The sequence below is a fragment of the Ruegeria sp. BB6 genome, from assembly GCF_056539385.1.
Map to the genome: position 1 here is coordinate 271060 of NZ_JBQFUW010000004.1, position 14334 is coordinate 285393.

A 14334-nucleotide genomic window follows, 5' to 3' on the forward strand; every position below is an offset into this window, starting at 1 on the left:
AGATGCCTGGGGAGGGGTCATGGGGACTTGGCTGAAAAGAATTATAGGCGCTGTCGTTCTGTTCGTTGTCGTAGCGGTCGCTTCGATCTGGTTGTTGTTTGCGGCGCCGCTTTTCTCGGACATGCGGCGTGGTCTGGTCGAACAAGTCCTTTCGGATCAGATCGGGCGCACGCTGCTGGTCAACGATGATGTCAGTGTCGCACTCGGACGTATCACCAGCATCTATGTCGGAGGGGTGGTCATACCAAGCCAGACCTTTCCCGATACGGCTCTTGCAGAGTTAAAGCTGCTTGAGCTGGAGCTTGATGTCGCGGCGCTTGCCAATGGGCGTTTGCAATTCGACAATTTGGTGGTTGAAGGGCTACAGACAAATTTGCTGACTGCGGCCGATGGCACAACAAGTTGGTCAACAAAGCGGCCTCGCACAAAAACGCCGCCTGAAAGCGCCGAGGCAGAGCCCAGTCGTGAACCTCAGGAGATGGAGGTCACTCCGGCCACGAACACTGAACCGAACAGTGGCATTCTTGCCTTTCTCAGCGACAAGAATGTGACTTTCACGTCTATTGGTTTGAAGGTCGATGACAAGGTTTCAGGGTTTTCTTTTGTGTTCGACCTCGAGTCTCTGGCCTTGGATCAGGTTGATGGTGAACAGCGAACGACAGTCTCTGGAATGGGGTTTGTAAATGGCCAGAGCTTCGGGATCGAGGGCGATTATCCACGCGGAGCGCCGTTCACCACACGCGCCAGTTTTGGCGAAATGACAGCCAGCTTCGATGGTGAGCCGTTGGATGAAGCTCAGGGTGGTGGATTTCAAGCGGCGTTGCAGATGGACACGGGTGAATTCGGCGATTTTCTCGATGTGCTTGGTCTTGAGCGCGTTCTTGAAGGCAACGGCCAGTTCCACGCCGAGATCGTGTCTCAGGATGTTCTCAAAGTAGATACCTTTTCGACATCCATCAGTCTTGAGGAAGGTCAACAGCTAACCGCAGAAGGATCGGTCGAAGACCTCTATACGGTTCAAGGCGTTGATATGGTATTTGACGCGCGCCTCTTTCCCGAAGGCCAGCCGCCCGAAGCGGCCAAGAAAATACAAGACCTAAAGTTCACTGCGCTTGAGATGCATTTGGTCGGGGCGCCGTCCTCGTTCAAGTTTGAGAAGCTGCTGTTCGAGACCAACGCATTCGATCAGGGGCTGGACGTTATCGGCCCTGCCTCTATCGAACGTGTGCGCCGTATGCCGGATGGTCGGTTGGCCATGTTAGGTTTGACGTTACAGGCCGGTCCGATCGAAAACCCAATCCTTGTGGCCCAAGGTGAAATTCTCGACCTGCTTCAGCTTGAGGATGTCACGTTCGAGGGGACTTTGAACGGTCCCGTGAATCTGCTTCTGCCAGATGTAGACGCGCAGTTCGTTGATCAGTTCGGCGGAATAAAAGCCGATTTTAGTCTGTCGAACGAGGGCGGTCCGGTTTCACTCAACAAACTGAACGCAACCAGTTATGGAACTGACCTTTGGGCGATGGATCTTGCGCTTTCCGTGAGTGAGCTAAAAGGTTTGTCGGGTCTGGATTTTGATATTGACCTTGATCTGGGCGACGGGGCGACATTTCTGACTGCTCTCGAATTGGAACCTGTTGAGACTGGTGCGCTTTCTATCAGCGCGGAAACGACAAGGCAGGCCGACGCGTTTCAGGCGTCGGTCGTGTTTGAAGCCGGGTCTTCTCAAATTCAGACAGCTTTGGACGCGAGCTTTCCCGGATCGGGAACTGTTGTTCGTGGCGGTCTGACCAGCGAGAGGCTTGATCTGAACGACCTGAAAAACCTGACTGCTGCGTTGAACCAACTCAAAAGCCTGGTCGGGGGCAATAGGCCAAAAACGGATTCTGAAACCCAACCACTGGTACTTTCTGACGATGATGACCCGGCAGTGCAGCCCCTGGTCCTGCCGGAGAAAAAGGGCAAGCCGGCTGATCTTCTGGACGTTCAGCGCATGCTTGCTGAGGCAGATGTCGAGGTGGCGATCGAATTCAAAGAAATCGTTGGCCAGAAAGGTGTGACTGCCGTCACAAGCGATTTGACTGCCAAAGACGGAGTTGTGGATGCCGGGCCGCTGCAAATTAGTTATGGCGGGGGCAATTTCAGTCTGAGGGCGGTCGTGGACCTGCTTGAATCGCCGGATTGGGTATCATTGTCCGGTTCAACATCCGGGTGGGAATTCGGCGAAATCCTTGACGAGTTAGGGATTGGAATTGACGCGTATGGGCGTCTCAGTGGGGACTTCAACGTCGCTGGCAGTCTTGCTTCGGGCAAAGCCTTCTTGAACTCGATGCAAGGAAAGGCGGCGCTCTCTATGTCTCAGGGCTATATCAGCACCAGCCTTCTAGAACTGGCGGGGCTTGGTATCTTCCCGTGGCTGTTCTCGGAAGAACTTCGTCAGGGATACACTGACATTACGTGCGTTGTGGCCCCGGTTCGCATTGACGCTGGACGGGTTTATTCGGAGTCCATCGTGATAGAAACCGGTTCCGTTCAGTTGGTCGCGAAAGGACAGGTAGACTGGGCAAATGATACAATCGCGCTCAGGGCGGAACCGCGCCGCGTTGGAAAACCACTTTCCCGAAGCGCTTGGCCCATTGAAGTCAATGGCCAGCTTTCAGCACCAAAGTTCAAGCTGGACGTAGGCGGGTCAAGACAGTCCGTGTCAGGCAGCGCAGATGAAATGCCGGCGCAACGACAACCCTGCGTTCCAGACCTGCAACAACTGCAATAGCTGGCCGCAGTTTCATTCCGTGAGCGGTTTGGGCTGTTCTGCCTGACAAGCCTGTACAGCTTCAATCGCTTTTGCAGAGCCACTCAGGTCAAGCTGGACCGAAGTCCCGCTTTCGCCGGTTATTGTAACGCCCTGTCGTTTCCCGAATTCACTTACAAACTCGGGGTTATCGAAGAACGCATAACCGCCGGGGACTCCGTTCTTGAAGGTGCCAACCGCGTCCCCAGCGAACTTCGCATCGCCAAAATCGAAATTTACCAGACCTGTGGCACCGTCTTCGATCTGCTCCCACGCCGGGTTATAGGCCGCGAAAAAACCACCTTGCTGATTGGGGGCCGCGCCGATTTCGACCGTCATTCCATCGCCGAATTGCTTCCACGCGAGACACCCGTTGCCCTTTTCAGGATCAATCAAGATCGTCCAGTCGCCAGACTCGCCCCACCGTTCCATGCCAGCGCCAAGTACTGAACTTGCGGACATTAAGACGACTGCGGTTAGACCCCATTTGCGCATCCGGCACCTCGTATCTTGTTCCAAAGTCAGTAAATCAGAACTGTTTTCGCAGGGCCAATACTATTCTTGCCAGAGAATTCTGGGCTTGGATTTTGGCTGGGCGGTCAATTCGCAAGAGCAGCGGTTTTGCCTACGAGAAACCCCAACTAAATTCCGTTGCGGCAGATCAAGCGGCAGAAGGTTGAAGCAGTACGTTTGATTGGTATAGATTTTATACCAAACTGCCTCTTTGATTGGACCTCAGGATGACATCGCCTCTTGCCGTGCCGTTCCAACTTGGAAACAAGGCCACTATCCGCAACCGCTTCTTTAAATCCGCCGCCAGCGAACAGCTGGGGGATAGAAACAGGAACCCCAAACAGGGGCTTGCAACGCTTTATCGAACGTGGGCTGAAGGCGGAAGCGGGCTGGTAATGACCGGTAACGTGATGGTCGATCGGTCTGCCTTGGGTGAGCCGTATAACGTGGTGCTGGATGATCAAAGTGATCTGGACGCTTTTCGCTCATGGGCTCAGGCGGGCAAGGTCGATGGTGCGCATATTTGGATGCAGCTCAACCATCCGGGAAAACAAAGTCCAAAACAGGTTTGCCCTGAACCCATGGCTCCCTCGGCGGTGCCACTTGGACCCGCGTTGTCAAGTGGGTTCAACCCGCCGCGCGCTCTGACCGAGACCGAGATCGAGGCTATTATTTCGCGCTTTGCGCGCGCGGCCGCCCTCGCTCAGCAGGCGGGGTTCACCGGGGTTCAAATCCACGGTGCGCATGGGTATCTGGTCAGTCAGTTCCTCTCGCCGCATCACAACCGGCGTGACGATAAATGGGGCGGATCGCTTGAAAACCGGATGCGTTTCGTCCTTGAAATCTACGCTGCAATCCGCGCGGCCACCGGGCCTGACTATCCCATTGGCATCAAGCTCAACTCGGCGGATTTCCAAAAAGGCGGGTTCAGCGAAGACGACTCCATCCGTGTCGTCAAAGCGTTGGAGGAGGCCGGAATAGACCTGATCGAAATTTCGGGCGGAACCTACGAGGCTCCGGCGATGATGAAGGGCAAGCGCGAGAAAAATGTGCGTGAGTCGACGCAGAAGCGCGAAGCGTATTTCCTGCAATATGCGGCGGAGTTGCGTAAAACGGTCAACGTGCCGCTTGTTGTGACCGGTGGTTTCCGCAGCCGCGTGGGAATGGAGGAGGCACTGAACAGCGGTGCCACAGACATGGTGGGGCTGTGTCGTCCTTTGATCCTGCGCCCAGACCTGCCAAATGCTGCTTTGGCCGACCCGGATTTCCGGTACGAGCTGAAAGAGCCCAGCACTGGTATCCGGGCGTTGGATTTGATGACAATGATCGGATTGACTTGGTACGAGGGGCAGTTGTGGCGTCTTTCTCGCGGCAAGCCGACGCGAACCAATCTGCCGCCAAAACTGGTCGCGTTGTCAATCATATGGAAATCGCTGACGGGTCCCCGCACCAGATTGCGAGCCTGACCCGGGCTACGACGAACGTTTGATGTGGCATTGACCGGCGGCCCACGCGGCCGTCACTGGGTGAGGGTGATTAAAAGCTGTAATATCCAGCATATTGCAATCGGCCGAGTTGTGCGAGGGAACTTTGCACCGGGCGCGACAAACCTCGCGCCCCGGTTCAACGGAGGGAGGGCAAAAGCTCGTGGACTATATTAATCAAGACGACCTGCGGTTTTTGGTTTTTGACTGGCTGAAAACCGAAGAACTGACAACCCGCGACCAGTTTGCAGAGCACGATCGTGAGACCATGCAGTCGGTTCTTGACCTTTCGGCACAGGTCGCACGCGATAAATTCGCACAGCATTTCAAGGTGTCAGATCGGCAAGAGCCATATTTGTCTGACGGAAAAGTGGTGCTGCCTGAAGAAACGGCTTCGGATCTGGCCGCCTTTCGCGAGGCGGGCTTCTTTGGGATGGGCTTTCCTGCCGAAAGGGGCGGGATGGGATTGCCGATGACGGTAACGATGGCCTCAAGCGCGAACTTTACAGCCGCAAATTGCTCTACCGCCGCGTATCCGTTTCTGACTCAGGGAAACGCCAACCTGATGTTGGCGTTCGCATCGGAAAAGCAGATCGAAACTTGGGTTATGCCTGCGATTGAGGGGCGAAATTTCGGCACGATGTGCCTGAGCGAACCTCAGGCCGGATCGTCTCTGGGGGATATTCGTACAAGGGCAGAGCCGGATGGCTCGGACGAATTGGGCGTGCGGTATCGTCTGCGGGGAAACAAGATGTGGATCTCTGGTGGGGATCAGGAGATCAGCGAGAATATCCTGCACCTCGTTCTTGCCAAAGTGCCCGGCGAAGACTGGAAGCTCATACCGGGGGTCAAGGGAATTTCGATCTTCGCGGTGCCGAAATATCTTCCTGACGGGTCCAAGAATGATGTGGCCGTTGCTGGCCTCAATCACAAGATGGGCTATCGCGGTACAACGAACTGCCTGCTGAATTTTGGTGAGAACGACGGTGCCATCGGGTGGCGGATCGGAGATTTGGGCCAGGGCTTGGCAATCATGTTCCACATGATGAACGAGGCCCGGATCGGGGTCGGTATGGGGGCCGCGGCGATGGCCTATCGCGGGTATGTTCAATCCGCCGAGTACGCGCGTGAACGGCGGCAGGGCCGGTCATTGGAGCGTGGCAAGGGTGGGTCTGATACCGCGATGATCCCCATCATCGAACATGTAGACGTCAAACGTATGTTGCTGTCTCAAAAAGCCTACGCCGAAGGTGCGCTGGCCTTGTGTCTGTATTCCTCCAGACTTTCGGATGATGCACATACGCACCCCGACGAGGATGAGCGCAAGAACGCAGCGCAGCTACTGGATTTGCTCACACCTGTCACCAAAAGCTGGCCCTCTGAATTCGGGCTGGTTGCCAATGACTTGGCCATTCAGGTGCACGGGGGGTATGGCTATACGCGCGATTATGACATGGAGCAACTCTATCGCGACAACCGCCTCAATCCCATTCACGAGGGGACATTCGGCATTCAGTCGGCAGATTTGGTGGGGCGCAAGCTGGGTCAGAACGGTGGTGCGGGCTACCGCATCCTGATTGATCGGGTTTCGCAGACCATCGCGGATGCGAAACAGGACGAGTCTCTGGCGCAGGAAGTTCATCGTCTAGAAGAGGCCGTAGAAGCGATGCAGAAGGCGGTGATTGCGTTGGCCGGGATGGGGCCTGTCCCTGCGGCTCTGGACAACTCCGGTGCCTTCCTCAGCGCCTTCGGCCATGTCGTGCTGGGTTGGCTCTGGGTGTCTCAAGCGCTGGCGGCGCAGGGCGATGATCGGGTGGCACGCGGCAAACAGGCGGCCTGCAGGTATTTCCTGCGCGTTGAACTGCCCAAAGCCGTGGTCGGCTTTTCCCAAGTCGAGCGTGCAGAAGCCTGCATTGCACAGACGGAAGCCGAAATTCTGTAAAACTGTCTTCAACTGGATTGAGAGCCTGCGGAACCGTGATGCGGTTCCGCGTTCAGGTTTTGGGACTTGCCCGATCTCCCGGCAGTGGATCAGCGTCTGTGCTTGCACGACCGGGTCCCCAATCTTCGTGCGGACTGTCCATCATCAGGCCGATGAAAACTGGGACCGGGAAAGCAAGGATCGGCGACCTTTTGCGGGTAGGTGCGAAACAGGTCTTTTTCGCTTAAGTGTTTCTTCGTGTCGCGCTTTGGGTGCTCAAGGGCTGTGGTTTCACAGTATTTTGGGCCCGTGATCATGCTGCTGAAAAATGGGCCCAGCCCGTCGAATTTTTGGGAATTTGCTCCAATTCCAACATTTTTGTGGAACTATGGGCGAAAAACGGTATTTTGCCCAGAATATGTGGAGAATATTGCATGGCCATACACGAAACTGTTTCTCCCAGGGAATTGCAGCTTCTTGAGGCACTGCGCCAACTTGGTGGCCAAGCGCGAAACGTGGAAATCGCGAGCCTGCTGAATGTCTCGGACGAGACGGTACGACGCACGATTAAATCCTTGTCTAAATTGGGCCTCGTTTCGCGGGCGCATGGGGTCGCGCGCCTGCTTGAACCCCAGTATGAGGCAAATTTCTTTCAACGTTTAGGCGAGTTCACGCAGGAAAAAGGTCAAATCGCAAATGCTGCGGCGGCGATGATACCGGACGGGGCAACTCTGTTTCTGGATGTCGGAAGCTCTACTGCAATTGCGGCCGAGGAATTGCGTGCCAAGCGCAATCTGACCGTCGTGACCAATTCGACGAAGATCGCGCACAAGCTGGTCGAGCACAATGGCAACCGCGTGTTTCTGCTGGGCGGTGAGATGCGCAAGGACGAGATGGGAACCTTCGGCTTTGTGGTCGAGGCCCAAGCGCGGCGATATTCCTATGACTTCGCAATAATCAGTGCGGATGCGCTGAACTCGAAATTTGGCTTTTTGTACAACAACTCAGCCGAAGGCGAGCTGGCCTCTGTCATACTTGAGCGCTGCAACCTGTCGATCATTTCAATGGTTCATCAAAAATTTGAAACCGCTGGGCCGCATCAGTGCTTTGACCCGAGTTTGGTCGATCACCTTGTGACGGACCGCGCGCCGGGCAAGAAAATGGGCGCGAAATTGGGACAGTGGGAGGTCAAGGTAACCGTGGCTGCCGAATGAACATGAACTTCCAAAATTCAAGCGACGATTTAGGACGGGTCGTCATGGGTTTTTGCCGGGAAAAGCAAAAGGGCAACTAGAGAATGGCAATTTTAACCTTCCTGATGCAGTTGGCCGGGGCAACGATGTTGCTTCTGTTTGCGGTTAGAATGGTGCGAACCGGGATCGAACGAAGCTATGGCGCTTCGTTCAAAAGGGTCTTGACGCGTAAGGAGAGCATGGTTGAATCCAGCCTGACCGGATTGATCCTGGCTGTTGTTCTGCAAAGTTCGGCTGCGGTCGCTTTGCTTGCTTCGGGATTTGCGGCTGGCGGGTTTTTGTCGTTTTCGAGTGGTTTGGCGATCGTGCTGGGCGGCGATCTGGGGTCGGCTCTTGTTATCCAGATATTGTCGTTCCGGTTGGACTGGCTTGTTCCTCTGCTTCTTGCGGTCGGAGGTTGGTTGTTCGTCAAAACCGAGCGCAAGAAAAGTCGTCAGATCGGGCGCATCCTGATGGGGATCGCTTTCATACTGATTTCTCTAAGATTTCTGCGTGAAGCCATGGACCCAATTCGGGATAGTGCGTTCCTTCCGGCAATCGCTGACTATCTGGTTCGGGACTACGTAACCGCATTTCTGGTGGGCGGTGCGCTGGCTTTTGTAATGCACAGTTCGGTAGCCGCTATTCTGATGTGCGTTACGCTGGTGCAGATCGGTGCTCTGCCGTTTCCAGCAGGTTTGTCACTGGTTCTGGGGGCCAATCTTGGCAGTGCCTTGATCCCGGTCTGGTTGACCCGCGGATTAGACGTGCGCGCGCGGCGTATTCCCTATGCAAATCTTGCACTGCGCGGAGTTTGGGCGGTCGCCTGTCTGTTTGCAGCACAATTGGCACTGCGCTCAGGTGTTTTGGCAGGCGACTATCAGGGTCAGATGCTGGTTAATGCCCATCTGGTCTTTAATGCGTCTCTTTTGATCTTGTCGCTGCCCTTCTGCAGAATCCTGCAGAAGCCGTTTGAGACGATTTTGCCAGACGCACGGCCCGTTTCAGAAACCGACCCTTTAGCGCGTCCGGCCAGCGCACTCGAGCCGGAGATGGCTGATACTCCGGCGTTGGCGAACTCTGCGCTCAAGCGTGAATTGCTGCGTATGGCGGAATTGGTTCAGATGATGTTCAACCCGTTGCTTGGGCTGTACAAGTCAGGCGACGCTGAACAGATCGGGGCAGTTCAAGCCATCGACCTGGAGGTCAATCAGTGCCTGAGCGACATTCGCGCCTTTGTTGCAAAGCTTCCTGCTGAAAAGATGGACAAAAGGAATTCGGATATCGCGCGGGATATGCTGGAATATGCCGTGCGTCTTGAGACTGCTGGCGATGTGGTGGCCAAACGCCTGACTGTATTAGCGACCGAGCTTGGCGGCTCTGGCAAGCAATTCTCGCCCGAAGGATGGTCGGAGGTTCAGGAAATGCACGAAAAGATCCTGGCCAACCTGAAGTTGGCAACCAATGTCATCATCTCTGAGGATCTCGAAAGCGCGCGATTGTTGAATCTTGAAAAAACCGAGATCAAGCGGGCCGAGCGCGACAGTCGTAAACGCCACTTCCGCCGGTTGCAGAAGGGTAGGATCGACAGTTTTGAAACCAGTGACGTTCATCTGGAAACATTGCGGGCATTGCGAGAGTTCAACAGCCACATTGCGGCTATTTCAACATCGATCCTCTATGCGAACGGCCAGTTGCTGGAAACGCGCCTGATCGAAGAATTGCCGCAGCACGAACGCAACGCCGAAGTGTAAAAGCTGCGCGGGTTTGTCTGCTTCGTGGTTTCTGCTGTGCATGCAACGACCACGGGGCGTGTCTCTTTGCGCGTGACGGTCAATTCTGCAACTGCCGAAAATTCCAGCTTCTTCTCAACCCATTGTTCACGCCGGTGGTGGTTTTGCGCAAATCATCGGCGGAGAATTTGTAAATTGCCGCATTTATAGCAGGTCTTGAAACTATAAGTACTGCTTATGATGTAGTAGATATTATCGATTTTTCTTAGTCCTGTATTCTGTCAAATTACTTCCACCAAAAGTTAGAAAATCAAAGCGCCGCACGAGAATGGCGTAGGTGTCATACTCAACTCAACAGAGGGAAACATGAAAAAAACCACGTCTAAGTTTATCGCTACTGTGGCTGCGGCCTTAATGGGAACAGCGGCAGCCGCCGAAACCGAACTGACCGTTTACACGGCTGTCGAGGCCGAAGACCTGGCCCGGTATGCGGAACAATTCAACGCCGCTTACCCGGACATCAAGATTAACTGGGTTCGCGATTCCACTGGTATTATCACGGCAAAATTGCTGGCCGAGCGTGACAACCCGCAAGCCGATGTCGTCTGGGGTTTGGCGGCGACTTCTTTGCTGCTTCTGAAATCAGAAGATATGCTTGAACCCTACGCGCCAGTCGGAGTGGAAAAGCTGGATGCGAAATTTGTCGACAGCGGCGACGTTCCCAGCTGGGTCGGAATGGACGCTTGGGTGGCTTCTGTCTGCTACAACACGGTTGAAGCGGAGAAGGCTGGTTTGACACCGCCGACCTCGTGGAAGGATCTGACAGACCCGCAATACAAGGGGCATGTCATTATGCCGAACCCGAACTCGTCCGGTACCGGATTCCTGGACGTTTCAAGCTGGCTGCAGATGTTCGGTGAAGATGGCGGTTGGGAGTACATGGACGCGCTGCATGAGAATATCGCGCGCTATACGCATTCGGGCTCCAAGCCGTGCAAGCTTGCTGCGGCGGGTGAGATTCCGATCGGAATTTCGTTTGCTTTCCGTGGCGCCAAGTCCAAGGCCGCTGGTGCGCCTCTGGACATCATCGTTCCGTCCGAAGGTGTCGGTTGGGACATGGAGGCGACAGCGATTGTCGCAGGAACAGGCAATCTGGAAGCCGCGCAGAAGCTGGTTGATTTCTCGGTCACCAAAGAGGCCAACGAAATGTACAACACCGGCTATGCGGTTGTCGCGATGCCGGGGATTGCCAAGCCGGTCGAACACTTCCCCGAAGGTTTGCTGGATGCAATGATCGACAATGACTTTGAGTTCGCAGCCAACAACCGGGCGGCCATCCTGAAGGAATGGCAGTCTCGCTACGACGGCAAGTCCGAACCAAAGAACTGATGAGCTTGGCAGGAGGGGCCAGGTGCCCCTCCGCCCTTTGGACAGAAAATCCCTCACCTTCATGAGCGGCGCAGTTTCCCCTCGGCCCTGCCTTCGCTAATCTCAAGGATCTCTCCCAGTGCTTAAGAAAACCTCTCCCGGTGATCTCTATCTGAGTATCCAAGACCTATGGAAAGCCTTTGGTGAATTTCTTGCGCTGAGAGACATCTCGCTCGACATCCATGAAGGGGAATTCATTTGTTTTCTTGGTCCCTCAGGGTGCGGAAAGACTACTCTGCTGCGTGCGATCGCGGGTCTTGACCTTCAGACAAAAGGCACGGTGATGCAGGACGGAAAGGATGTTTCCAATCTTCCGCCCTCCGAGCGCGATTTTGGCATCGTGTTTCAGTCCTACGCGCTGTTTCCCAACCTTACGATCGAGAAGAATATCGCGTTTGGTCTGGAAAATACGGGTCGCAGCAAGTCCGAGATAACCGTGCGCGTGGCCGAGCTGTTGAAACTGGTTGGCCTGCCGGATCAGGGCAGCAAATACCCGGCGCAATTGTCCGGAGGGCAGCAACAACGGATCGCATTGGCGCGCGCCATCGCAACAAACCCGGGCCTGTTGCTATTGGATGAGCCGCTATCTGCGCTGGATGCCAAGGTGCGTGTGCATCTGAGGCATGAGATTAAAGAACTACAACGAAAGCTGGGCGTAACAACGGTGATGGTAACCCATGACCAGGAAGAGGCGCTGGCAATGGCCGACCGGATCGTGGTCATGAACCACGGCGTGATCGAGCAGGTCGGCACCCCAACAGAGATCTACCGTCACCCCTCCAACCTGTTTGTTGCAGATTTCATTGGCGAGATGAACCAATTGACCGCTGTCGCAGGGGATACCGATACTTTGGAGCTTGGCGGCTCGGCACTGAAATGCGAGCCACACACCCACCGTAAAGGCGACCGAGTTGTGGCCGCGGTCCGACCCGAGGATATTATTCCGCACGGCGACGGGGCGCGGTCGCCGGGTGCGCCGGATAGCATCTCGACACCCGAGAATGCGTTTGAAGTCCTTATTTCACAAATGGAGTTTCTGGGATCGTTCTGGCGCTGCCGGCTTCAGCATGAAACGTTTGGCGATGAAGAATTGATCGGGGACTTCTCAATCAACGCGGTTCGCCGCCTGGGGCTTGAAGAAGGTGGTCGGATGACAATCGAGCTGCCTTGCAACCGTCTCTTGGCCTTTAGTCCGGCGGAGCAGGGCTGATGACTCAATCCTCTGCACTACCCGCCGGTCCAATCATCAAGGGCAAACTGAGCCGCGACGACATTATCATGCGCGGAGGCATGATCGTAATCGCGCTTTACCTGGTTGTTACCTTAGCCTTCCCCTTATGGGCGATGCTGTCCAAGTCCTTTTCGACATACCGGATGGAATTGTCGCAATATGAATTTCAGGTCAGTGATGAAAACGGTGTTTTCGACGGCACGATCCTGAACGGTGCCCAGTTGAATTCGGAAACTGGGGCGTACTCCGATCAAGACCTGTCGACCGGTTCTGACGGGCGACTTTCGGTGACACCATTTTTCCCGGATTTCAGCTTCCGCAGCCCGGTGATGTACCAAATCCGAAACACGGTTCCAGAAGGCCGCTTTCTTGTCGGCTCGAATCTGCAAAAGGGTACCGATTGGGTCGAGCTTGATTCAAACACGTTTAGACGTGTTCAGCTACGGCCGGTGAAATCGACTGGTGTGGACAACTTCGTCAGCTACTTTTCCACTCCGGCGCTGTTCAATTCGATCAAGAATTCGCTGTGGATTGCGGTTGTCAGCACCGTGATCACTGTTTCGCTGGCCTTCTGGTTTGCCTATGCACTCAATCGCAGTTGCATGCGGTTCAAGGGCGTGTTCCGTCTGGTCGCAATGGCGCCGATCCTTGTGCCGTCGCTTCTGCCCGGTATTGCGCTGGTGTACCTGTTCGGAAATCAAGGGATGCTGAAAGAACTGCTGTTTGGTGCCAGTATTTATGGTCCCATCGGGATTGTGATCGGGTCCGTTTTCTTCACCTTCCCACATGCTTTCCTCATTATTTCGACAGCCTTGGCAATCTCGGACGCGCGTCTGTACGAAGCGGCGTCGAGCCTGCGTTCGACCCCTTGGCGGACCTTCTGGACTGTCACTGTTCCGGGTGCGCGGTACGGTCTGATTTCAGCGGCGTTCGTGGTCTTCAACCTTGTGATAACTGATTTCGGGTTGCCAAAGGTGATTGGCGGTCAATTCAACGTCCTCGCGGTAGACATATACAAACAGGTGATCGGTCAGCAGAACTTTGAGATGGGAGCGGTGGTGTCAGTTGTGCTGGTTGTCCCTGCGATCTTGGCCTTTGCGATTGACCGTCTGGTGCAATCGAAACAGGTTGCGTTGCTGTCCGCGCGGTCCGTGCCATACCAGCCTTCACCGAACGCGCGACTGGATGGGATCATGCTGGCCTATTGCAGCTTGATTGCCATGTTCATTGTCGGGTTGCTGGCTGTCTGCCAGTTTGCGGCCTTGATCAAGTTCTGGCCATACGACCTGAGCCTGAGTTTGAACAACTATCAGTTCGACAAAATGGACGGAGGCGGCTGGGGCTCGTACTTCAATTCGATCAAGATGGCATTTCTGACTGCGGTGTTTGGCACGTCCATAGTGTTTTTCGGAGCCTATTTGGTGGAAAAATCGAATGGTTTCAGAACCGGTCGTGCGTTGTTCCAGATGTTCGCCATGTTGCCGATGGCAATTCCGGGAATGGTGTTGGGTCTTGCCTACATCTTTTTCTTCAACAACCCGTCCAACCCGATGAATGCGATCTACGGAACTATGGCCATTCTGGTCATCTGCTCGGTGACGCATTTCTATACCGTGTCACATCTGACGGCGGTGACGGCACTGAAACAGATGGATACTGAGTTTGAGTCCGTCTCGGCTTCGCTCAAACAACCTACCATGAAACTGTTTGCCCGAGTGACCGTGCCCGTGTGCATGCCCGCGATCTTGGATATCTCGATCTATCTTTTCGTCAATGCCATGACGACGGTTTCAGCGGTTGTGTTCCTGTACTCGCCCAAGACGACATTGGCATCGATCGCTGTGCTGAACATGGACGACGCTGGTGATATTGCGCCTGCGGCGGCGATGGGAATGATGATCTTTTACACCAACGCGGCTGCCAGAATTCTGCATCTGGTCGCGTCTAAGGGTATTCTAAACAGAACTCAGGCATGGCGCAGTCGTTAGTCTGTGAACCTGACGT

9 protein-coding genes are annotated in these 14334 nt (G+C 54.9%); 8 read left to right on the plus strand and 1 reads right to left on the minus strand.

What is annotated here, in order from left to right:
• The first annotated feature begins 19 nt into the window (after window positions 1-19).
• Window positions 20-2770 (plus strand): AsmA family protein, encoded by a 2751-nt coding sequence (locus ACR0B7_RS11980; protein ID WP_170418569.1) that lies wholly within the window; start codon window positions 20-22, stop codon window positions 2768-2770.
• A gap of 12 nt (window positions 2771-2782) precedes the next feature.
• Here the strand turns inward: ACR0B7_RS11980 and ACR0B7_RS11985 are convergent, their stop codons facing one another.
• On the minus strand, window positions 2783-3250 hold the full coding sequence (locus ACR0B7_RS11985; RefSeq protein ID WP_480681543.1) for a hypothetical protein: 468 nt from the start codon (window positions 3248-3250) through the stop codon (window positions 2783-2785).
• 278 nt (window positions 3251-3528) lie between these two features.
• Here ACR0B7_RS11985 and ACR0B7_RS11990 point away from each other — a divergent pair, with 278 nt between their 5' ends.
• The 7 genes from ACR0B7_RS11990 (at window position 3529) to ACR0B7_RS12020 (ending at window position 14318) form a co-directional block, all read left to right on the plus strand.
• On the plus strand, window positions 3529-4767 hold the full coding sequence (locus ACR0B7_RS11990; RefSeq protein ID WP_170486541.1) for an NADH:flavin oxidoreductase/NADH oxidase family protein: 1239 nt from the start codon (window positions 3529-3531) through the stop codon (window positions 4765-4767).
• A 181-nt stretch (window positions 4768-4948) separates the two neighbouring features.
• Window positions 4949-6727, plus strand: coding sequence for an acyl-CoA dehydrogenase (locus ACR0B7_RS11995; protein WP_170486540.1), 1779 nt, complete (start codon window positions 4949-4951; stop codon window positions 6725-6727).
• Between the two features lie 413 nt (window positions 6728-7140).
• Complete coding sequence (locus ACR0B7_RS12000) at window positions 7141-7920, plus strand: DeoR/GlpR family DNA-binding transcription regulator (RefSeq protein WP_170418556.1); 780 nt, start codon at window positions 7141-7143, stop codon at window positions 7918-7920.
• Between the two features lie 83 nt (window positions 7921-8003).
• A complete protein-coding gene (locus ACR0B7_RS12005; protein WP_170577006.1) occupies window positions 8004-9692 on the plus strand; it encodes a Na/Pi cotransporter family protein in 1689 nt (562 codons plus the stop codon).
• A 345-nt stretch (window positions 9693-10037) separates the two neighbouring features.
• Complete coding sequence (locus tag ACR0B7_RS12010) at window positions 10038-11060, plus strand: putative 2-aminoethylphosphonate ABC transporter substrate-binding protein (RefSeq protein ID WP_170389096.1); 1023 nt, start codon at window positions 10038-10040, stop codon at window positions 11058-11060.
• Window positions 11061-11178: 118 nt separating this feature from the next.
• Window positions 11179-12309, plus strand: coding sequence for a putative 2-aminoethylphosphonate ABC transporter ATP-binding protein (locus ACR0B7_RS12015; RefSeq protein WP_170418550.1), 1131 nt, complete (start codon window positions 11179-11181; stop codon window positions 12307-12309).
• Window positions 12309-14318, plus strand: coding sequence for a putative 2-aminoethylphosphonate ABC transporter permease subunit (locus tag ACR0B7_RS12020; RefSeq protein WP_170418547.1), 2010 nt, complete (start codon window positions 12309-12311; stop codon window positions 14316-14318). Before ACR0B7_RS12015 ends, ACR0B7_RS12020 begins: the two co-directional genes overlap by 1 nt.
• The last annotated feature ends 16 nt before the right edge of the window (window positions 14319-14334 follow it).